This is a genomic window from Mycolicibacterium smegmatis (genome assembly GCF_001457595.1).
Taxonomy (GTDB): Bacteria; Actinomycetota; Actinomycetes; order Mycobacteriales; family Mycobacteriaceae; genus Mycobacterium; species Mycobacterium smegmatis.
Window position 1 is genome coordinate 715,828 of sequence record NZ_LN831039.1, and the last position, 20,437, is coordinate 736,264.

The following is a 20,437-nucleotide window of genomic DNA, read 5'->3' on the forward strand; positions in this document are numbered from 1 at the left end:
GCCTTCGTGTGGCCGGAATTATCTGACGCTTTGTCAGCGTGGCATCAACCCACCCCCTGCGGACGCGAGATTGTTACCAGTACGTTTCTGATCTCGGCGAGCACCGGGCGCGTCTCGGCGCCGGTCCGCACGGCGGTGTAGACCTGCCGGACGGGCAGACCGGGAAGATCGACGAGCTGTGCCTCAGCTCGGCGTGTTTTCCACACGAGGTCAGGCAGGACTGCGACCGCATGGTCAGTCTCTGCCAGCCGTGCCTGCACCAACAGGTCGGCCGACTCGTATCGGACGTCGGGCTCGAACCCTGCTGCTCGGCAGGCTGATTCAGCCCAGGCGCGGGCGGGTTTGCCTTTTGGTTCGAGCACCCAGGGCAGATCGGCGAAGTCCGAAAGCGAGGCCTTTGTGGCGTGTGGCCGTAACTGCGAGCCCACGTAGAGTCGCAGTACGTCGCTCAGCAGGGGCCGGCTTTCGATTCCCGCCGGCGGCGGTAGTTCGTGCCCGGGGTACTCCTCGCCGAGGACCAGGTCGAACTCGCGGGCCAGCAGTGCTGCGGCTCCGGCGTCGGGTTGGATCTCAGACAGGTACACCGTGAGCCCAGGGTGGCGTTCGCCCAGTATGCGCAGTAGGTCAGGAATGAGGGAGATCGCTGCCGTCTGGAATGTGGCCACTTTGACGACGCCGACGATCTCCGAGCGGGTCGCCGCGAGGGCCGCCTCTGCGCGATCGATCTGCTGCAAGATTCGCTCGGCATGTTCGACAAGTATGTGTCCTGCAGCGGTCAAACCGACACCTCGTCCGACCGGCTCAATAAGGCGAACACCCGCCTCGGTCTCCAGCTGGCTGAGCTGCTGACTAATGGTCGAGGTGCTGAACGATAGTGCCTGCGCCACTTGTGCCAGCGTGCCGCGCCTGCTCAGTTCCACCAGCAAACGCATGCGGTGCAGATTGAGCATTGCCGCTCCAATCAATCGTATTTTTCGAACATTATACGGCGAAATCTATCGCTGGACCGATCGTTAGCTTGATGCGAGAGTTGATGCAGTCGAGTTCGCGGACCTTCCAGCGACTCGAAAGCCTCTGACAACCAACTCAATTGAGCTGGACGCCGTATCGCAGGAGTTCCAATGGGTGCACGCACCGATTTTCTGTTTCTGTCCGAACCGGACTGCATCGACGCGGGCGTTCTCGACGTCAACCGCTGCGTCGACGTCTGCGAGGAGGTGTTTGGACTTCTCGCTCAGGGTGACTACCTGATGGGCGGACCCAACCACAACAGCCACGGCATGGGAGTCGTCTTTCCGACGTCCAGCCCGTTCCCGAACATGCCGCTGGCCGGCCCGGACCGGCGTTTTGTGGCCATGCCCGGCTACCTCGGAGGGCGCTTCGATGTCTGCGGCAACAAGTGGTACGGCTCCAACCACGCCAACACCGCAAAAGGACTACCACGATCGGTCCTGACCTTGATGCTCAACGACAAGGAGACCGGCGAGCCACTGTGCCTCATGTCGGCCAATCTTTTGAGCTCCGCCCGAACCGGGGCGGTGCCAGCGGTCGCAGCACGTCACCTGGCAAGCGCCACAGCGAGCTCGGTCGCAGTTCTGGGCTGTGGGCCGATCAACCGGGCCTGTCTCAAGGCGATCGCCAGTCAGCTACCAGACCTCAAGCGTGTGTACTGCTTCGACATCTTCGAGGCGGCTGCCGAGAACCTGGCCAGTTGGGCGCGGCAGGCCCTCGGTGTCGACGCCGTCGTCGAGAACGATCTGCAGACGGCAGTGGCCGACGCCGAGGTCGTCACCGTGGCCGCCTCGCGCGTGAAACCTCTCGTCATCCAGAATGACTGGCTTGCTCCCGAGGCCACCGTCCTCGTCTCCGGACCGATCTCAGCAGATGACGCCTTCTGGCTGGACAACCACATCGTGCTCGATCACGTTGCCCTGCATGAGGCTTACGTGGAAGAGGCCGTGGCATCCCCCGACAAACAGGCCGCATACAACGGTGTCATCGGCGGTCCGCTCTACCGCTTGATCGACGACGAGAGGCTGCCGCCGCTCAAAGACTTCACCGACCTCGGCACGGTCCTTCAGGCACCTGCCGATCGTGATCACGGCGATGGCCGACGCACGGTGTTCATCGCCTGCGGCATGTCGGTGTTCGACCTCGGCTGGGGATTCGAAACCTATAGCACGGCGCTCGCCAAAGGCATCGGGACGCCCCTGACGCTGTGGGACACACCGTTCGCTGAATGACCACCACTTACCCCATGGAGACACCGAAGTGAACAAGATCAAGAACTACGGCGATCTCATTCGGTTGGGAGACAGCGAATCACGGTCGATTGTCCTGAACATCGCCGACAAGGTTCTGACCCGATTGGACGCCTACCACCGGATCAAGGAAATCACGCGCCTCGATGGCGACGTTCTCACCATCGGCACCCGCAGCTGGGATCTGTCGACCAAGAAGAACATCTATCTGGTCGGCGCCGGCAAGGCCTGCAACCACATGGCCATGGCAATCGATGAGATCCTCGGCGACCGTCTCACCCGCGGCATCGCGATCGTCAAGATCTCCGAGGACAGCGACCGGTTCCAGCGCACCGAGGTTCACGTCGGGGGCCACCCGATTCCCGACGAAACCGGCCATAAAGCCGCGCTGGAGATCCTGGCGCTCGCCGATCAGGCCGGCCCTGATGACCTGTTCATCGCCGTCATCTCCGGTGGCTCGTCAGCGCTGATGAGTTGTCCCATAGAGGGAATCACGCTGCAAGACGAGATGGACGCCACCGACGTCCTACTCAAGAGCGGCGCAGGGATCTACGAGATCAACGCCATCCGGCGACACATCTCACAGACCAACGGCGGCCGCCTCGCCCAGCGCATCGCCCGGTCCGGTGCGGAACTGATCGGTTTCGGAATTTCCGACGCAGTGGGCAATCCGCCGTCCGGCGATATCACCAGGCCCTACGCCAACTACGCGTCCACACCGATCGGCCCGGACACGACAACGCTCGCCGATGCGCGAGCCGTCATCGACAACTATGACCTCGCGGACAGGTTGCCCCGCTCGATCGTCGACTATCTCCAGTCTGCCGGTGAGGAAGACGAGACGCCGAAGGCATTCCCGGACAACACATATTTCCTGCTGAACACGCTTCCTGATTCCTGCCTGTACGCCAAGGAAATTGCCGAACACATGGGACTTCCGGCGATGATCGTGAGCTCCTTCCTCGAGGGCGAGAGCAGCGATGCCGGAACATTTTTCGCATCCATCGCCCGTGAGGCCCAGGCCAGTGGAAACCCGATTGCACCGCCCTGCGTCCTGATCGCAGCCGGCGAGACCACCACCCACATCCCGGACAACAGCATCATCGGTGGACACGGCGGGCCCGGTCATGAGCTGGTGGCCGGATTTGCCCTTGCCGCTACGAAAACGATTGGTGCTGCCATGGTCTCACTCGACTCCGAGGGCACCGACGGCACCACCACAGCGGCAGGCGGATTGTGTGACTCGACCAGCCTGGCCCGCGCCGAACAGTGCGGCGTGAATCTGCACGAAGCCCTGCGTACTCACGCCACCCACGAGGCGCTGGTTGCCATCGGGGACGCAGTTTTCACCGGTAACACCGGGACCAACCTGTGCGACCTGAACATCCTCTACATCCCCGCGCGACCGGCCTGACCCGCCCCGGATTCGAAAGACATCATGAAAATCACCTCAGTGACCGCACGTCAGCTCCTCGACTGCAAGACACGACCTCTCGTTGAGGTCGAAATAGCCACGGACAGCGGCCATATCGGGCGAGGTGCCGCACCGACAGGCAGCTCCGTGGGCGCACATGAAGCGTTCATCCTGCGTGACGGAGACCCCGCCGAGTACAACGGGCTCAGCGTCCACCGCGCCGTCGACGCGGTAAACAACGAGATCGCACCAGCATTGGTCGGCACGGAACTCGACCTCGAAGCCAACGACCGACTCATGGTCGAACTCGACGGCACACCCAACAAGAGCCGTCTCGGCGGCAACGCCATCTACTCGACGTCCATCGCCCTGTTGCGCGCCACCGCGGCCGCCGCAGGCCTGCCCACCTACTCGTGGATCGCCAAGCACTTCGGCCCCGGGCCGGTCACCCAGGTCCCGGTGCCGAGCTTCAACATGATCAACGGCGGACGCTACGGCAGTGTCGTGCAGCCCTTCAACGAGTTCATCGTCATGCCGTACAACGCGTCCTCGATTCAGGATGCCGTCGAGAAGAGCGTGAAACTATTCGGCGTGCTCGAAGAGGTGCTCACCGAGTATCTGGGGCGCAAGCCGCAGGTGGCGTCGTCGTACGGTTTCGCAAGCCCGTCCTCGGACCCGCGGGAAGTGCTGCGGCTGCTGATGACCGCGGTGGAGCGCGCCGGTGTTGCCGACACCATGGCCTTCGCTTTGGACTGTGCGTCCAGCGAGATGTACGACGCCGCGGACGGAACCTACGAACTCAACGGGGAACGCGTCAGCTCCGACGATGTGATCGACTACACCCGCCGGCTCAGCAACGAGTTCCCATTTGTCTTCATCGAAGATCTCCTCGACGAGGATGACTGGACCGGATACTCCAAAGCTGTAGCGAATATCGACAAGTCGATCATTCTGGGTGACGACCTCATCGTCACCAACCGTGATCGTCTGCAGCTCGCGGTGGAATCCTCAGCGGTAGGCGGGTTCATCCTCAAACCCAACCAGGTCGGCACGATCACCGAGGCGCTGGACTGTTATCGCTACGCGGTCGATCACCAACTCTTGGCCATTCCTTCGGGCCGCTCCGGTGGTGTCATCGACGACGTCGTCATGGATCTGTCGGTCGGTCTGTCGGTGCCGTTCCAGAAGAACGGAGCGCCACGCTCAGGCGAACGTATTGAGAAGCTCAACTTCCTTCTGCGAGTGGCTGACTCGATGCCAGAGTGCGTGCTTGCCGACGTGCCCGCGATGGTCAGGTTCTGACCGCAACCCTCACAGAGTCCGAATCTGCAGCGTCGAAGGGACCCCAACCTGCCATCGCACCGGCCACCGAACCTTCCAAAAGAAGCCCGACCATGACCGACCCTCAAGATGACGGTGGCCGAACGAACTGAAGGCCGTCACCACCGGGTAGGAACGCTGATGAGCCGCATCACCGCGATACGAGACGGTGCCGAACTTTGACGATCATCATCGGGATACCCCGCGAATCTCTACCTGGTGAGACGCGTGTCGCCGCCACACCGCAGACGGTCGGCCAGATTATCAAGCTCGGTTACAACGTCGTCGTCGAATCCGGCGCGGGCGCTGCGGCGAGTTTCTCCGACGGTGCGTACATCGAGGCCGGTGCCGACATCGGTTCGTCTGATCAGACCTGGGATGCCGACATCGTCCTGAAGGTGAACGCGCCCGACGATCCCGAGATCGCCGCGCTGCGTGACGGCGCCACGCTGGTCAGCCTGATCTCGCCCGCACTCAAGCCCGATCTTGTCGACAAGCTGGCCGCGCGCCCGATCACGGTGCTCGCGATGGACGCGGTGCCGCGGATTTCGCGTGCCCAGTCGCTGGATGTGTTGTCGTCGATGGCCAACATCGCCGGCTACCGCGCGGTGGTCGAGGCCGCGCACAGCTTCGGCCGGTTCTTCACCGGTCAGGTCACCGCGGCGGGCAAGGTGCCGCCGGCCAAGGTGCTGGTGGTGGGCGCCGGGGTGGCCGGGCTGGCCGCGATCGGCGCGGCCGGCAGTCTGGGTGCGATCGTGCGGGCCACCGATCCCCGGCCCGAGGTTGCCGATCAGGTCAAATCCCCTCGGTGAAACGCGGAGTTGTCCGCCGTCCACGCGTAAGCACCCAGCGACGACTCGCCCATACGAGTTCAGTTGGCGTTCACAAGCATTGGACGAGCGATTGGGTGCGGCTCACGCTGTGGAGCTGCCGTTTGTATTCGACCGGCTTGACCTGGACGCCGTGCGCGGCACCCGCGCATTGCTCGGTCCCGGCGAACCTCCGCCGCGCTGGAGGTCTTGGATATTTTTCCCCTGGACGGATCGGGCCAGCAGTTCCATCGTGTCCGCCGACGCGGAACCGGCAGCGGTCGTGACGAGGCACAGGGACTGCTCGGCGTTGCGGGCGATCTTGAGGTTCTGCTGTGTGACGGTGAACGCGCCGACCAGCGGATGGCGGAGGTCGTAAGTGTCGGCCTCACACGGCTTGACGCGATGATCTGCCCACAGGGACACGAATTCGGGGCTCTTCATGGACAGCTCGCCGATCAACCCTGCCAGCAGGGCGTCTTCGGGAAACCGCCCCGCGACCAAGCGCAAGTTGCCGACCACCGCGCGGGCCTTGCGCTCCCAGTCGGCGTACAGCTCGCGGGTGTGCGGATCGAGAAACAGCAGCCGGGCAAGGTTTGGTCGCTCACTGGGACGATCCACCAGGGAGGGGTCGACATGCCCGGCGAACAGCGCATGTCCCAGGGCGTTCCAGGCCAGGATGTCCGTGCGTCGGCCCACCACGATCGCGGGGAGGTTGTCCAGTGAACGTAGGAGATCCCGGGTCAGCGCGCTGACCCGCTCGGCCGGCGGCCGCCGGGCAGGCTGAGACCGCTGTGCGGCGAGTTCACGCAGGTGGCGCCTCTCGTGGGCATCCAACTGCAGCGCATCTGCCAACGCATCGAGGATCGCGTCCGACGCGTTCACCGACTGTCCCTGCTCCAGGCGCGTGTAGTAGGACACGCTCACCCCGGCCAGCTGGGCGAGCTCCTCGCGTCGCAGGCCAGGCACCCGCCGGCGCTCCCCGAAGCGCGCCAAGCCGACGTCTTCGGGGCTGAGGCGGCTGCGTCGGGCCCGCAAGAACTCGCCGAGTTGTCCGGTGGTCATCACACCACTATGCACCGAGGCCGGGCGGGATGCCTGACCCTGCCAGTGGTAGGCAAACGCGGGTCTGGTTGTCCCGCCGAGGGATACGCAAGCTTGGCGGCATGGACGAGATTGTGTTGGGCGACGTGTCGGTTACCCGCGTCATGGAGTACTACGGCTCTGTCGAGATGTCACCGGAGACGTTCTTTCCGGAGAGCCCCGACGGCGCCTGGCAACGCAACGAGCAGTGGCTCGCGCCGGACTTCTTCGACCCCGAAGCGAACATCTGCATATCGGCCATCCAGACCTGGGTGTTGCGCAGCGAGGGCAGGACCATCCTCGTCGACACCGGCGTGGGTAACCACAAACAACGGCCGCACTCACCGGTGTGGCACGACCTCGACACCGCGTTCCTCGGCAACCTCGCCGCCGCCGGGGTGGCGCCCGGGGACGTCGACCTGGTGATCAACACGCACCTGCATGTCGACCACGTCGGCTGGAACACCTATCTCGACGACGGCAGTTGGGTGCCGACGTTTCCCAACGCCACCTATCTGATGCCGAGGCCCGACTTCGAGTTCTGGAACCCGGAGAACGGGCATCACTCGAATCCAGGGGCCCGCAACGTGTTCGAGGACAGCGTCGCACCTGTGCACGCTGCGGGGCTGACGTTGTTGTGGGACGGCAACTTCCAGATCGACCCCAATCTGACGCTGGAGCCGGCCCCTGGCCACACGCCCGGTTCATCGGTGGTGACGCTGCGGTCCGGCACCGACCGGGCTGTCTTCGTCGGCGACATGATGCACACCGCACTGCAATTCGTCGAACCGGACACCAACAGTTGCTTCTGCGAGGATCCGGTGCAGGCGCGGGTCACCCGCCGCCGGATTCTGGGCCAGGCGGCAGACACGAACACGCTGGTGTTCCCCGCACATCTCGGTGGCCACGGCGGTGCCGAGCTGGTGCGGGACGGGGACCGGTTCTCGATCAAGGAATGGGCGCCGTTCAAGCGCGTGACCGCCCATGCCTGATCCGATCGTCGTCACCGCCGACGGCGCGGTCCGGGGCCGGCGCGACGGTGACGCGCACGTATTTCACGCCATCCCGTATGCCGCACCGCCCACCGGCGCAGCGCGCTTCACCGAGCCCGCGCCGCATCCCCCGTGGCGCGGCGTGCGCGACGCCACACAGCCGGGACCGACTGCGCCGCAGCCCAACCGGGGCGGGTTCGGCGCGCTGGACATGTCGCCGTTCTTCGGTCAGGGCTGGATACCCGGCTCGGACTACTTGACCGTCAACGTGTGGGCACCGCCTGCCGCCGAGCAGGCGCCGGTCATGGTGTTCGTGCACGGCGGTGGCTTCGTCGCCGGATCCACCCGGTCACCGCTGTACGACGGCACGGCGTTCGCCCGTGACGGCGTGGTACTCGTGACCGTCACCTACAGGCTGGGCATCGCGGGATTTCTCAGCCTGCCTGGCGCGCCGGACAATCGCGGTCTGCTCGACGTCGTCGCCGCACTGCGGTGGGTGCGAGACAACATCGGTGCGTTCGGCGGCGATCCCGGCAATGTCACGCTGTTCGGCCAATCCGCCGGCGCGACGATCACCGCTGCTGTGGCAGCCACGCCCGACGCCGGACGGCTGATCCGTCGCGCGATCGTCCAGAGCGGCAATGGCATGGGTGCATTCGACCGAGAGCAGGCCGCGAGGGTGACGCACGCGGCGGCCGAACGGCTCGGCATTAAGCCGACTCTCGACGACTTCGCGCGGGTGAGCGACGAGCGCCTCGTTGACGTGTCAGGTCAATTGACCGGGCTGGATCTACGGACCACCGACCGGTTCGATCCGCTGGTGGGGCTCAGCCCTTTCAGCATCGTGCTTACGCGTCAAGCCGCAGAGACCATCGGCGACGAGGTGCCCATGCTGATCGGCACCAACACCGAGGAAGGCAATCTGTACCTGGCTCCCGGCGGCCTGCTCGACACCTCGACCGCCGCCGACGTCCGCAGCCTGGCAGCGCGCGTCGACACCGATCCGGCGGCTCTGGTGGCGCGCTATCGCGACCGGCACCCGCGGGCCGGCTGGGGTGAACTGCGGTCGGCAATCCTGGGTGACGCGTTGTTCGGCACGGGCAGCCGCCGGCTGGCCCAGGTGCATCCGGCGACTACGCACCGCTACGAGTTCGGTTGGCGCTCAGCGTCCTTGGACGGGCGACTGGGTGCGGCCCACGCGGTGGAGCTGCCGTTCGTGTTCGACCGGCTCCACCTGGGCGTCTTGCGCGGCCCCCGCGCGTTGCTCGGTCCCGGCGAACCTCCGGCCGCGCTGGCCGCCGAGATGCACGGCGCCTGGGTTGGTTATGCCAGAACCGGTGACCCCGGTTGGTCGCAGTCGGTGACGCACCGGTTCACGGGCTGACGGAGCGCCGAGATTGCGCTGAGGGTCGTGAACCCCGCGAAATCACAGCCCTGGCTTCAATCTCGGTGATGTGCGTCGCGCTCGCCGGGCTGCAGGGTCCCCAACGCGTCCAGCATCAGGCGCAATTGATCGACGAGTTGTTCAGGGGTGAAGGTGATCTCACCGGCCAGCCAGGCACTGAGGGTCTGGGTCACCCCGCCGACCACAAAATGCGACACCGCCCTGAGTTCGTCGTTCTCTTTCAGTCGCAACGTGTCACCGGCGTGCTGACCGAGCAGGCCCGCGAAAAACGCGATGGATTCGACGCGTTTTCGGGCCAGCACCTCGTTGGACTGCTGGGTGCTGAACAACAGCCGGCCGATGCGCGGATCGTCGGCGATGATCCGCACGATGGTGTCCATGCCGGCCGCGGTCTGCTCCGGTAGCGGAACGGCCGTGACGGCGCTCTGGATCGAGATGGCGATGTCGGCGATCACCCAGTCGTAGACCTCGGCGACGAACTGGTCCTTGTCGGAGAAGCTCTCGTAGAAGTAGCGCGCGGCCAGCCCGGCTTGCTTGCACACCGCCCGGACTGTCAGCTCGGCGTTCTCGGCGCCCAACAGGTCCAACCCGGCCGCCAGCAGCTGACCGCGGCGCTGCGAGAGGCGGTCGGCCGCTTCGATGCCACGGTATGGGCGGACCGGCGTCACTCAACCATCTTGACACTCGTCACACCGGCGGGCCACTATCAGGAAACACACGTTCTCAGTTTCTCGATAGGGGTGCTCATGACGGTCAGTGAACCGGTCCGGGAGATCGTCGAACGGCCGATGGCAGGTCCGGCGTACCCGGAGGCTCACACCAGGCGACGCCGACGCGGCGCCGGCTTCGACGACGGACTGATGGGGGTGGCGTTGCTGGCGGGCCCGGCCAACGTGATCATGCAGCTGGCCAACCCGGGCGTGGGCTACGGCGTCGTCGAGAGTCGCGTCGAGAGCGGCCGCACCGACCTGCACCCGGTCAAGCGGGCCCGCACCACCTTCACTTACCTCGCGGTGGCCACCCGCGGCGACGAACAGCAGAAGGCCGCTTACCGCCGCGCGGTCAACAAGGCGCACGCCCAGGTGTACTCCACCGAGGACAGCCCCGTGAAGTACAACGCGTTCGACAAAGACCTGCAGCTGTGGGTCGCCGCCTGCCTCTACAAGGGCGGGGTCGACGTGTTCCGGATGTTCGTCGGCGAGATGGACGACGAGACCGCCGACCGGCACTACCGCGACAGCGTCACCATGGGCACGACGCTTCAGGTCCCCGAGGAGATGTGGCCGGCCGACCGCGCGGCCTTCGACAAGTACTGGGCCGAGCAACTCGACAAGGTCCACATCGACGACACCGTGCGCGGGTATCTATACCCGATCGCGGCGGGCCGGCCGAAAAACCCGAAGTTGCCGCGGTTCATCCAGCACCGGCTCGACAACGTCGCCCTGCTGATCACCACCGGATTCCTGCCGCAGCGGTTCCGTGACGAGATGTGCCTGCCCTGGGATGCCCAGCGGCAGCGGCGGTTCGACCGGCTGATCGCGGTACTGCGGACGGTGAACAACCTGCTGCCGTCGGTCCTGCGGCAGTTCCCCTTCAACGTTCTGCTGAAAGACCTCGACTGGCGGATCCGCACCGGGCGCCCGCTGGTCTGAGTATTTGTCCTTCAGTCCAGACTCGGCCTCAGATGACGGACCGTGGTGAATCGGGCGAAGTCCCGATCGAGAGTCGCCACGTCGCAATGATGTTCGTGGGCGATGGCCGCGAGCACTGCATCGGGGATCAGGTCGCCGGAGGCATCGCCTTCGTCGCAAAGTTGGTGCAGCAGCGCAAGGTGCCGCGGGCCCGCGCTTACCGGCACGTGGTGCGGTTGGCCGTTGACGGCTTCGATGAACGCGAACGCATCGTCACGGGGTGTGGGGACTGGGAAGATACGCCGATTGGTTACCAATCGCAGGAACGACGCCCACACCTGTACCGGGACGGTGAACGGTCCGTCGCCATCGAGCAGGCGATCGAACCACGGACGCACGGTGGCGTGATCTGGGTGGTCTGCGCGGTATGCCGCAAGTACGACGTTCACGTCTAGCAGGAACATTGCGCTCGCTACTTGAGCGCGTTGAGGTCGAGGCCTTCGTCGAGGACTTCGTGAAGTGCGCGGGCCGACCGTAGGTCGATACCGGCACGCGGCCCGGTGCCGTCGGTGAATACCGGAACCTCTGGACGTGGCGCCGCTTCCTGATCGGCAGCCAGTTCGCGGCGCAGAGCATCCTCGATCACCGAGCCCAATGACTGGCCACGCTGGCGGGCTCGGCGCTTGGCCGCGGCCAGTAATTCATCGGCGATCGCGATCGTGGTGCGCACGATGACAATGCTAGCGCATCAAGCGCATCACCAATGTCGGCGCAACGTTGTGAGCTCGTAGGGTGACCTGTCAGGAACACGGCGTACTCTCGCGCGACGTGAGCACCGGACGGACTGACAACGACAGCTGGGACATCACCACAAGCGTGGGCTCGACCGCGCTGTTCGTCGCCGCCTCAAGGGCTTTGGAGGCACGAAAACCGGAACCCCTGGCCGTCGACCGGTACGCGGAGACCTTCTGCCGCATGGCCGGCGACCAATGGGTCGATGCGATCGACGGCACCGATCCCGAGCACCCGTTGCGGACCGAGTTCGGCCGGCACTTCGTGAACTTCCAGGCCGCGCGCACCAAGTACTTCGACGAGTACTTCCACCGCGCCGCCGCGGCCGGGGTGCGTCAGGTCGTGGTGCTGGCGGCGGGCCTGGATTCCCGTGCCTACCGGTTGCCATGGCCGGATGGCACAGTTGTCTACGAACTGGACCAGCCCAAGGTCCTCGAGTTCAAACGCGACGCCATGAAACGCCTCGGCGAAACCCCTGCCGCAGAGCGTCGCGAGGTTGCCATCGACCTCCGAGAGGACTGGCCGCAGGCCCTCCGAGCAAAGGGCTTCGACCCTTCCGAACCCTCGGCGTGGATTGCCGAGGGCCTGCTGATCTATTTGCCGGCTCCAGCACAGGATCGGTTGTTTGCCGGCATCGACGGATTGGCCGCCCCGGGCAGCTTCGTGGCGGTGGAAGAGGCCTCGCCGATGCCCCACGACGCGTTCGAGGCCAAGCGTGCGGAGGCCGCGGCCTCCCCGGAAGAGAACGAATTTTTCACGCTGGTGTACAACGAGCAGCACGCCCCCGCTGAACAGTGGTTTTCCGCTCGGGGGTGGGTGGCAGCGACCACCCCTCTGCATGAATATCTAGGTCAGGTCGGTCGGCCCGTCCCTGGTCCGGACACTGAAGCGGGGCTGATGACGGGCACAATCAGCCTGGTTTCCGCAACCAAAAGGTGAGCCGATTCACGTTCTGACCGGACTACGTGCATCTCGACACTGAACTTATGCAATGCTAACTTCAGCAAAAGTTAGCCTAGCCATAGTTAAGGGAGAGAGACGGGGGCTTAGTCGCTCCTGTGCACGCATATGGGAAGTGACACGCTTGCTGCTCCATCTCAAGGAGCGCCCCGGCTCGACCGCGATGTGGTCAGCCGCTTTGCGACATGCTGTCGTGCGCTGGGCCTGACGGTCAACGACCGGCAACGTCCGGCTGATCTCGCCGCGGCCAGGTCGGGTTTTGCTGGGTTGACCCACATCGCGCACGACCACTGCGATGCGTGGATCGGGCTGGCCGCCGCGGGCGAGGTGACTCCGGCTGTCGTCGACGCGGTGTGGCGGACAGTGGCCAGCGCCGGATTGTTGCAGCGTGAGATCGGACTCGCCGCCGGTGAACTCGGCTTCCTCTATGACACCGGGCTGTATCTGCAGTTCCGCGCCACCGAGCACGACGACTTCCAATTGGCTTACGCCGCACGGCTTTGCGCCGCAGGCAAGCTGGCTGACGCGGACCACCTGGTGGGCGAGGTGCTGTCACGCCGGCCGGGCTGGCTGAACGCCAAATGGTTGCGGGTGGCCATCAACTACCGCGCGCAGCGCTGGTCGGACGTGGTGCGGCTGCTGACCCCGGTGGTGACGGACGAGTCGCTGGACGAGATCACCTCGCATGCCGCGCGGATCACCCTGGGCATCTCCCTGGCCCGGCTCGGAATGTTCGCACCCGCGCTGTCGTATCTGGAGGAGCCGTCCGGTCCGGTCGCGGTGGCGGCCGTCGACGGTGCGTTGGCCAAGGGCCTCACCCTGCGCGGGCAGGGCGAGGACGACGACGCCAACGACGTGTTGCAGGAACTCTTCGCCGCACATCCGGAGAACGAGCAGGTCGAAGCGGCACTACTGGATCCCACCTTCGGCCTGCTGACCACCACATCGGCGCGGATCGAGGCCCGGACGAATCCGTGGGACCCCGACTCTGAGCCCACCGAAGAGGAATTCGTCGACCCGGGCGCCAAGGAACGCAAAGCGCATCTGCTCGTCGAGGCCGAAGCCGAACTGGCGGAGTTCATCGGCCTGGAAGAGGTGAAGTACCAGGTGGCCCGGCTGAAAAGCTCGGTGGCGATGTCGATCCGGCGCCAGGAGCGCGGACTGACCGTCGCGCAGCGCACCAACCACCTGGTGTTCGCCGGCCCGCCCGGAACCGGTAAGACGACGATCGCGCGCGTCGTCGCCAAGATCTACTGCGGTCTGGGGCTGCTCAAGAAGGAGACCGTCCGCGAGGTGCACCGCGCCGACCTCATCGGCCAGCACATCGGCGAGACCGAAGCCAAGACCAACGCGATCATCGACAGCGCGCTCGACGGCGTGCTGTTCCTCGACGAGGCCTACGCCCTGGTGTCCACCGGCGCCAAGAACGACTTCGGCCTCGTCGCCATCGACACCCTGCTGGCACGCATGGAGAACGACCGCGACCGGCTCGTCGTGATCGTCGCCGGGTACCGCAAGGACCTCGACGCATTCCTCGACACCAACGAAGGTCTGCGTTCGCGCTTCACGCGCAGCATCGACTTCCCGTCCTACACCGCACCCGAACTCGTCGAGATCGCGGTGCGCATGGCCGAGAAACGCGACAGCGTGTTCGAGAAGGCCGCCCACGACGACATGGAGCGTCTGTTCACGCATCTCGCGCAGGCCACCACCCCCGACGCCAACGGTGTCGAGCGCCGCAGTCTCGACATCGCGGGTAACGCGCGCTTTGTCCGCAACCTGGTCGAGCGCTCCGAGGAGGAGCGCGAATACCGGCTCGACCACTCCGACCAAGAAGATTTCACCGACGAGGAGATGATGACGATCACCGCCGGTGACGTTCAGCGATCGGCCGCCCCGCTGCTGCGTGGCCTCGGACTGTCGGTGCCGGCATGACCGGCCCCGTCAACCCCGACGACCGGCGCTCGTTCAGCTCGCGCACGCCGGTCAACGAGAACCCCGACGGCGTGCAGTACCGCCGCGGTTTCGTCACGCGACACCAGGTGAGCGGCTGGCGATTCGTCATGCGCCGCATCGCTTCCGGCGTCGCGCTGCACGACACCCGCATGCTCGTCGACCCGTTGCGCACGCAGAGCCGCGCCGTGCTCACCGGTGCGCTGATCCTCGTCACGGGCCTGGTCGGCTGCTTCATCTTCTCGCTGTTCCGTCCGGGCGGCGTGCCGGGCAACGACGCGATCCTCGCCGACCGGTCGACCTCTGCGCTGTACGTGCGGGTCGGTGAACAACTGCACCCGGTGCTCAACCTGACCTCAGCACGCCTGATCTCCGGATCACCGGACAACCCGACGATGGTCAAGACCTCCGAGATCGACAAGTTCCCGCGCGGAAACCTGCTCGGCATCCCCGGCGCCCCGGAACGCATGGTGCAGAACGCCGCCACCGACGCGGAGTGGACCGTGTGCGACGCCGTCGGCGGCGCCAACCCCGGCGTGACAGTGATCGCCGGCCCGCTCGGCGCCGACGGGGAGCGTGCCGCCCCGCTGCCACCCGACCACGCGGTGCTCGTGCACAGCGACGCCGAACCCAACCCCGGTGACTGGCTGTTGTGGGACGGCAAGCGCAGCCCGATCGACCTGGCCGACCGCGCCGTGACCGACGCGCTGGGCCTCAGCGGGCAGGCCCTGGTGCCGAGGCCCATCGCAGCCGGGCTGTTCAACGCGGTTCCCGCGGCACCCGCGCTGACCGCGCCGGTGATCCCCGACGCCGGTGCCGCACCGCAATTCGAGCTCTCGCTGCCCGTGCCCGTCGGCGCGGTCGTGGTGGCCTACGACGCCGACAACACCGCGCGGTACTACGCCGTGTTGTCCGATGGACTGCAGCCCATCTCGCCCGTGCTCGCGGCGATCCTGCGCAACACCGACTCCCACGGTTTCGCGCAGCCGCCGCGACTGGGGCCGGACGAGGTGGCCCGTACGCCGATGTCACGCGCCCTGGACACCTCGGCCTATCCGGACAACCCCGTGACCCTCGTCGAGGCATCGGCCGATCCGGTGACGTGCGCGCACTGGACGAAACCGTCTGACGCCGCGGAGAGTTCGCTGTCGGTGCTCTCCGGTGCGGTGCTGCCGCTGCCGGAAGGCCTGCACACCGTGGACCTGGTCGGTGCGGGCGCGGGCGGTGCGGCCAACCGCGTCGCGCTGACGCCTGGCACCGGATACTTCGTCCAGACGGTCGGAGCCGAACCCGGCTCGCCCACCGCGGGATCGATGTTCTGGGTCAGCGATACGGGCGTGCGCTACGGGATCGACACGGCCGGGGATGACAAAGTGGTTGCCGCACTGGGACTTTCCGCGCCGCCGCTGCCGGTGCCGTGGTCGGTGCTGTCGCAGTTCGCGGCCGGACCCGCCCTGTCGCGTGGCGATGCGCTCGTCGCGCATGACGCCGTGTCGACCAACCCGAACTCTGCGCGTATGGAGGCCTCCCGATGAGCCGGCTCATCTTCGAGCACCAGCGTCGGCTGACGCCGCCCGCCACCCGCAAGGGCACCATCACGATCGAACCGCCACCGCAGTTGCCGCGCGTGGTGCCACCGTCGCTGCTGCGCCGGGTGCTGCCGTTTCTGATCGTGATCCTGATCGTGGGCATGATCGTGGCGCTGTTCGCCACCGGTATGCGGCTGATCTCGCCGACCATGCTGTTCTTCCCGTTCGTCCTGCTGCTGGCCGCGACCGCGCTCTACCGCGGCGGCGACAACAAGATGCGCACCGAGGAGGTCGACGCCGAACGCGCCGACTACCTGCGGTACCTGTCGGTGGTGCGCGACAACGTGCGCGCGCACGCCGCCGAGCAGCGCGCCGCGCTCGAGTGGTCGCACCCCGAACCCGAAGTGCTGGTGACGATTCCCGGCACGCGCAGGCAGTGGGAGCGCGACCCGCGCGACCGTGACTTCCTGGTGCTGCGGGCCGGCAGGCACGACGTGCCGCTGGACGCCGCGCTGAAGGTCAAGGACACCGCCGACGAGATCGACCTCGAGCCCGTGGCGCACAGTGCGTTGCGCGGCCTGCTCGACGTACAGCGCACCGTGCGCGACGCACCCACGGGCCTCGACGTCGCCAAGCTGGCCCGCATCACCGTGATCGGCGAGGCCGACGAGGTCCGCGCCGCGATCCGGGCCTGGATCGCGCAGGCCGTCACGTGGCACGACCCCACCATGCTCGGGGTGGCGCTCGCCGCGCCCGATCTGGAGTCCGGTGACTGGTCGTGGTTGAAATGGCTTCCGCACGTAGATATCCCGAACGAGGCCGACGGTGTCGGGCCGGCGCGGTACCTGACCACGTCCACAGCCGAACTGCGTGAGCGGCTGGCTCCGGCGCTGGCCGACCGGCCGCTGTTCCCGGCCGAGTCCGGTGCGGCGCTCAAGCATCTGCTGGTGGTGCTCGACGACCCCGATGCCGATCCCGACGACATCGCCCGCAAGCCTGGGCTGACCGGTGTCACCGTCATCCACCGCGCCACGGAACTGCCCAACCGCGAGCAGTACCCCGATCCCGAGCGCCCCATCCTGCGCGTCGTCGACGGCCGGATCGAGCGCTGGCAGGTGGGTGGCTGGCAGCCCTGTGTCGATGTGGCCGACACGATGTCGGCGGCCGAGGCCGCGCACATCGCGCGGCGGCTGTCGCGGTGGGACTCCAATCCGGGATACATCCGCTCCACCTCGACCGGCGGTGCGACGTTCACGACGCTGCTCGGCATCCCCGACGCCTCGGCGCTCGACGTGGCGAGCCTGTGGGCGCCCCGGCCGCGCGACGAGGAACTGCGCGTGCCGATCGGCGTCACCTCGACCGGTGAGCCGCTGTACTTCGACCTCAAGGACGAGGCCGAGGGCGGTATGGGCCCGCACGGGCTGATGATCGGTATGACGGGTTCGGGCAAGTCACAAACCCTGATGTCGATCCTGTTGTCGCTGTTGACCACCCATCCCGCCGATCGCCTCATCGTGATCTACGCGGACTTCAAGGGTGAGGCCGGAGCCGACATCTTCCGCCACTTCCCGCAGGTCGTGGCGGTCATCTCCAACATGGCCGAGAAGCGGTCGCTGGCCGACAGGTTCGCCGACACGCTGCGCGGTGAGGTGGCCCGGCGCGAGCAGATCCTCAAAGAGGCCGGGCGCAGGGTGCAGGGCAGCGCGTTCAACTCGGTCGCCGAGTACGAGAGCGCGATCGCCGCAGGCCATGACCTGCCGCCCATGCCCACACTGTTCGTGGTCGCCGACGAGTTCACGCTCATGCTCGCCGAACATCCCGAGTACGCCGACCTGTTCGATTACGTTGCGCGCAAGGGCCGCTCGTTCCGGATCCACCTGCTGTTCGCGTCGCAGACGCTGGACGTGGGCCGTATCAAGGACATCGACAAGAACACCTCGTACCGCATCGGTCTCAAGGTGGCCAGCCCGAGCATCTCGCGGCAGATCATCGGTGTCGAGGACGCCTACCACATCGAGTCCGGCCGCGAACACAAAGGCGAGGGCTTCTTGGTACCAGCGCCCGGTGCGGTGCCGATCAAGTTCCGCAGCACCTACGTCGACGGCATCTACGATCCGCCACGCGCCGAGAAGTCGATTGTGGTGCACGCACTTCCGCAGCCGCAGGTGTTCACGGCGGGACGCGTCGAACCCGAACCCGACACCGTGATCACCACGGGCGACGTCGAGGTGCACACCGCGCCGCCGCGCAAGTTGATCGCCACCATCGGCGACCAACTGGCGGCCTACGGACCCAAGGCCCCCCAGCTGTGGCTGCCGCCGCTGGACGAGCCGAGCGCACTGGCCGACGTGCTTGCCGGTGCCGACGTCGAGCCGGGGCAGCTGCGCTGGCCGCTGGGCGAGATCGACAAGCCGTTCGAGATGCGGCGCGACGTGCTGGTGTACGACGCGCACACCGCGGCCGCCAACGTGCTCATCCACGGCGGCCCGCGGTCAGGCAAGTCCACGGCATTGCAGACGTTCGTCCTGAGCGCCGCGGCGCTGCACTCGCCGCGCGAGATCACCTTCTACTGCCTCGATTACGGCGGCGGGAGGCTCGCCGACCTCGCGGACCTGGCACACGTCGGCAGCGTCGCGACCCCGCTGGAGCCCGAGCGTATCCGCCGCACGTTCGGCGAGCTGGAGCAGTTGCTGAGGGCGCGTCAGCGCCAGGGCGCGGTCAACCGCACGGGCTCGTACACGGACGGCTACGGCGAAGTGTTCCTGGTGATCGACAACCTGTACGCGTTCAGCCGCGACAACACCGACACCTTCAACACCCGCAACCCGTTGCTGGCCAAGGTCACCGAGCTGGCCAACAGCGGCCTGGCCTACGGCATCCACGTCGTCATCACCACGCCGAACTGGCTGGAGGTGCCGCTGGCGATGCGCGACGGCCTCGGTCTGCGTCTCGAGCTCAAACTGCACGACTCGCACGACAGCATCGTGCGCGTGGCCGGTGCCCTGCGCAGGCCTGCAGATTCGGTGCCGGCCGATCAGCCGGGCCGCGGCCTGACCATGGCCGCCGAACACTTCCTGTTCGCCGAACCGGCGCTGAGCGACATCGCGGTCATCAACGCGCGGTACCCGGGCGTCAGCGCACCGCCCGTGCGCCTGCTGCCCACAGACCTGTCGCCCGACGCACTGGCGCCGCTGTACCCGGCGCCGGAGACCGTGGTCATCGGTCAGCGCGAAGAGGATCTGGCGCCGGTGGCCGTCGACTTCGCGAACCACCCGCTGCTCATGGTGTTCGGTGACTCGAAGTCGGGCAAGACGACGCTGCTGCGCCACATCATCCGCACGGTGCGGGAGAACTCGACACCGGACCAGGTCGCGTTCACGGTGATCGACCGCAGGCTGCATCTGGTCGACGAACCGCTCTTCCCGGACAACGAGTACACCGCGAACATCGACCGTGTGCTGCCCGCGATGCTGGGGCTGTCGGCTCTCATCGAGAAGCGGCGCCCACCTGCTGGATTGTCCGCTCAAGAGCTCAGCCGGTGGACCTACACGGGCCACACGCACTACCTGATCATCGACGACGTGGACCAGATCCCCGATACGCCCGCGGTGAGCGGACCGTTCGTGGGGCAGCGCCCGTGGACGAACATCGTCGGATTGCTCGCCGAGGCAGCCGATCTCGGCCTGCGCGTGATCGTCACCGCACGTGCCACCGGCTCTGCCCACGCGGTGATGACCGCACCGCTGTTGCGTCGCCTCAACGATCTGCAGGCGACCACGCTGATGCTGTCGGGCAATCCCACCGACAGCGGCAAGATCCGCGGCCACCGGTTCGCCCGGTTCCCGGCCGGCCGTGGCCTGCTGCTGACCGACACCGACACCCCCGACCACATCCAGTTGGTCAACCCGCTCGGCGACGCGGCCCTGAGCGGAAACATCGGGAACAACGGGAATCACAACCGAGGAGGGGAATACCGATGACACTGCGCGTAGTTCCGGAAGGTCTCACGGCGGCCAGTTCGGCCGTCGAGGCGCTGACCGCGCGTCTGGCGGCCGCACACGCCGCTGCCGCCCCGATGATCTCGACCGTTCTCCCGCCTGCGGCCGACGCGGTGTCCCTGCAGACCGCGGCCGGCTTCAGCGCCAACGGCGCACAGCAGTCGGCGGTCGCCGCCCAGGGTGTCGAGGAGCTCGGCCGGTCCGGTGTCGGAGTGGGCGAGTCCGGTGTCAGCTACGCGACCGGTGACGCCCAGGCGGCGGCGTCGTACCTGACGGCCCGCGGCCTCTGA

The 20,437-nt window shown here is 66.5% G+C and carries 16 protein-coding genes and 1 pseudogene; 12 read left to right on the forward strand and 5 right to left on the reverse strand.

Annotated elements, in window-relative coordinates; all coding sequences use genetic code 11:
* Window positions 1-44: 44 nt before the first annotated feature.
* Window positions 45-950 carry a LysR substrate-binding domain-containing protein gene (locus tag AT701_RS03115; protein WP_058125147.1) on the reverse strand — a complete coding sequence of 302 codons (906 nt, stop codon included), beginning with the start codon at window positions 948-950 and terminating at the stop codon, window positions 45-47.
* Between the two features lie 171 nt (window positions 951-1,121).
* Between AT701_RS03115 and AT701_RS03120 the strand changes: the two genes are divergently transcribed.
* The 4 genes and pseudogenes from AT701_RS03120 to AT701_RS03135 form a co-directional block, all read left to right on the forward strand.
* Entirely contained in the window at window positions 1,122-2,243 is a 1,122-nt protein-coding gene (locus tag AT701_RS03120; RefSeq protein ID WP_058125148.1) for a tyramine oxidase subunit B, read from the forward strand.
* A 28-nt stretch (window positions 2,244-2,271) separates the two neighbouring features.
* Window positions 2,272-3,675, forward strand: a complete 1,404-nt coding sequence (locus AT701_RS03125) for a glycerate kinase type-2 family protein (RefSeq protein ID WP_058125149.1) — start codon at window positions 2,272-2,274, stop codon at window positions 3,673-3,675.
* Between the two features lie 21 nt (window positions 3,676-3,696).
* A complete protein-coding gene (gene eno, locus AT701_RS03130; protein ID WP_058125150.1) occupies window positions 3,697-4,977 on the forward strand; it encodes a phosphopyruvate hydratase in 1,281 nt (426 codons plus the stop codon).
* Window positions 4,978-5,180: 203 nt separating this feature from the next.
* Window positions 5,181-5,809 (forward strand): annotated as a pseudogene (locus AT701_RS03135) (Re/Si-specific NAD(P)(+) transhydrogenase subunit alpha); the annotation flags it as partial.
* Between the two features lie 100 nt (window positions 5,810-5,909).
* On the opposite strand, the gene AT701_RS03140 reads toward AT701_RS03135, so the two are convergent.
* Window positions 5,910-6,869 carry a helix-turn-helix transcriptional regulator gene (locus AT701_RS03140; protein ID WP_081319352.1) on the reverse strand — a complete coding sequence of 320 codons (960 nt, stop codon included), beginning with the start codon at window positions 6,867-6,869 and terminating at the stop codon, window positions 5,910-5,912.
* A 101-nt stretch (window positions 6,870-6,970) separates the two neighbouring features.
* On the opposite strand from AT701_RS03140, the gene AT701_RS03145 reads away from it, so the two are divergent.
* On the forward strand, window positions 6,971-7,879 hold the full coding sequence (locus tag AT701_RS03145) for an MBL fold metallo-hydrolase (RefSeq protein WP_058125151.1): 909 nt from the start codon (window positions 6,971-6,973) through the stop codon (window positions 7,877-7,879).
* The gene (locus tag AT701_RS03150) at window positions 7,872-9,263 is read left to right on the forward strand and encodes a carboxylesterase/lipase family protein (RefSeq protein WP_058125152.1); all 1,392 of its coding nucleotides are present in this window, start codon (window positions 7,872-7,874) and stop codon (window positions 9,261-9,263) included. The genes AT701_RS03145 and AT701_RS03150 overlap by 8 nt, the downstream gene beginning before the upstream one ends.
* Window positions 9,264-9,319: 56 nt before the next feature.
* Here the strand turns inward: AT701_RS03150 and AT701_RS03155 are convergent, their stop codons facing one another.
* Window positions 9,320-9,952, reverse strand: coding sequence for a TetR/AcrR family transcriptional regulator (locus AT701_RS03155; protein ID WP_058125153.1), 633 nt, complete (start codon window positions 9,950-9,952; stop codon window positions 9,320-9,322).
* 78 nt (window positions 9,953-10,030) lie between these two features.
* On the opposite strand from AT701_RS03155, the gene AT701_RS03160 reads away from it, so the two are divergent.
* Window positions 10,031-10,936: an oxygenase MpaB family protein gene (locus AT701_RS03160; protein WP_058125154.1), complete on the forward strand. Its 906-nt coding sequence runs from the start codon at window positions 10,031-10,033 to the stop codon at window positions 10,934-10,936.
* 11 nt (window positions 10,937-10,947) lie between these two features.
* Here the strand turns inward: AT701_RS03160 and AT701_RS33990 are convergent, their stop codons facing one another.
* Window positions 10,948-11,379, reverse strand: coding sequence for a type II toxin-antitoxin system VapC family toxin (locus AT701_RS33990; protein WP_081319354.1), 432 nt, complete (start codon window positions 11,377-11,379; stop codon window positions 10,948-10,950).
* Between the two features lie 8 nt (window positions 11,380-11,387).
* A complete protein-coding gene (locus tag AT701_RS03170) occupies window positions 11,388-11,645 on the reverse strand; it encodes a ribbon-helix-helix protein, CopG family (RefSeq protein ID WP_058125156.1) in 258 nt (85 codons plus the stop codon).
* Between the two features lie 98 nt (window positions 11,646-11,743).
* Here AT701_RS03170 and AT701_RS03175 point away from each other — a divergent pair, with 98 nt between their 5' ends.
* The 5 genes from AT701_RS03175 to AT701_RS03195 all read left to right on the forward strand — a co-directional run bounded on the left by AT701_RS03175 (window position 11,744) and on the right by AT701_RS03195 (window position 20,437).
* Complete coding sequence (locus tag AT701_RS03175; RefSeq protein WP_058127516.1) at window positions 11,744-12,646, forward strand: class I SAM-dependent methyltransferase; 903 nt, start codon at window positions 11,744-11,746, stop codon at window positions 12,644-12,646.
* 186 nt (window positions 12,647-12,832) lie between these two features.
* Window positions 12,833-14,602: a type VII secretion AAA-ATPase EccA gene (eccA, locus tag AT701_RS03180; RefSeq protein WP_058125157.1), complete on the forward strand. Its 1,770-nt coding sequence runs from the start codon at window positions 12,833-12,835 to the stop codon at window positions 14,600-14,602.
* Complete coding sequence (eccB, locus tag AT701_RS03185; RefSeq protein ID WP_058125158.1) at window positions 14,599-16,155, forward strand: type VII secretion protein EccB; 1,557 nt, start codon at window positions 14,599-14,601, stop codon at window positions 16,153-16,155. The genes eccA and eccB overlap by 4 nt, the downstream gene beginning before the upstream one ends.
* Window positions 16,152-20,129 (forward strand): type VII secretion protein EccCa, encoded by a 3,978-nt coding sequence (gene eccCa / locus AT701_RS03190; protein WP_058125159.1) that lies wholly within the window; start codon window positions 16,152-16,154, stop codon window positions 20,127-20,129. The genes eccB and eccCa overlap by 4 nt, the downstream gene beginning before the upstream one ends.
* Window positions 20,126-20,437: a PE family protein gene (locus AT701_RS03195; RefSeq protein ID WP_011727069.1), complete on the forward strand. Its 312-nt coding sequence runs from the start codon at window positions 20,126-20,128 to the stop codon at window positions 20,435-20,437. The genes eccCa and AT701_RS03195 overlap by 4 nt, the downstream gene beginning before the upstream one ends.

Coding starts and splice junctions, on each gene's coding strand:
- AT701_RS03115 (WP_058125147.1), bottom strand. CDS start 950: ATGCTCAATCTGCACCGCATGCGTTTGCTGGTGGAACTGAGCAGGCGC.
- AT701_RS03120 (WP_058125148.1), top strand. CDS start 1,122: ATGGGTGCACGCACCGATTTTCTGTTTCTGTCCGAACCGGACTGCATC.
- AT701_RS03140 (WP_081319352.1), bottom strand. CDS start 6,869: ATGACCACCGGACAACTCGGCGAGTTCTTGCGGGCCCGACGCAGCCGC.
- AT701_RS03145 (WP_058125151.1), top strand. CDS start 6,971: ATGGACGAGATTGTGTTGGGCGACGTGTCGGTTACCCGCGTCATGGAG.
- AT701_RS03150 (WP_058125152.1), top strand. CDS start 7,872: ATGCCTGATCCGATCGTCGTCACCGCCGACGGCGCGGTCCGGGGCCGG.
- AT701_RS03160 (WP_058125154.1), top strand. CDS start 10,031: ATGACGGTCAGTGAACCGGTCCGGGAGATCGTCGAACGGCCGATGGCA.
- AT701_RS33990 (WP_081319354.1), bottom strand. CDS start 11,379: ATGTTCCTGCTAGACGTGAACGTCGTACTTGCGGCATACCGCGCAGAC.
- eccB (WP_058125158.1), top strand. CDS start 14,599: ATGACCGGCCCCGTCAACCCCGACGACCGGCGCTCGTTCAGCTCGCGC.
- eccCa (WP_058125159.1), top strand. CDS start 16,152: ATGAGCCGGCTCATCTTCGAGCACCAGCGTCGGCTGACGCCGCCCGCC.
- AT701_RS03195 (WP_011727069.1), top strand. CDS start 20,126: ATGACACTGCGCGTAGTTCCGGAAGGTCTCACGGCGGCCAGTTCGGCC.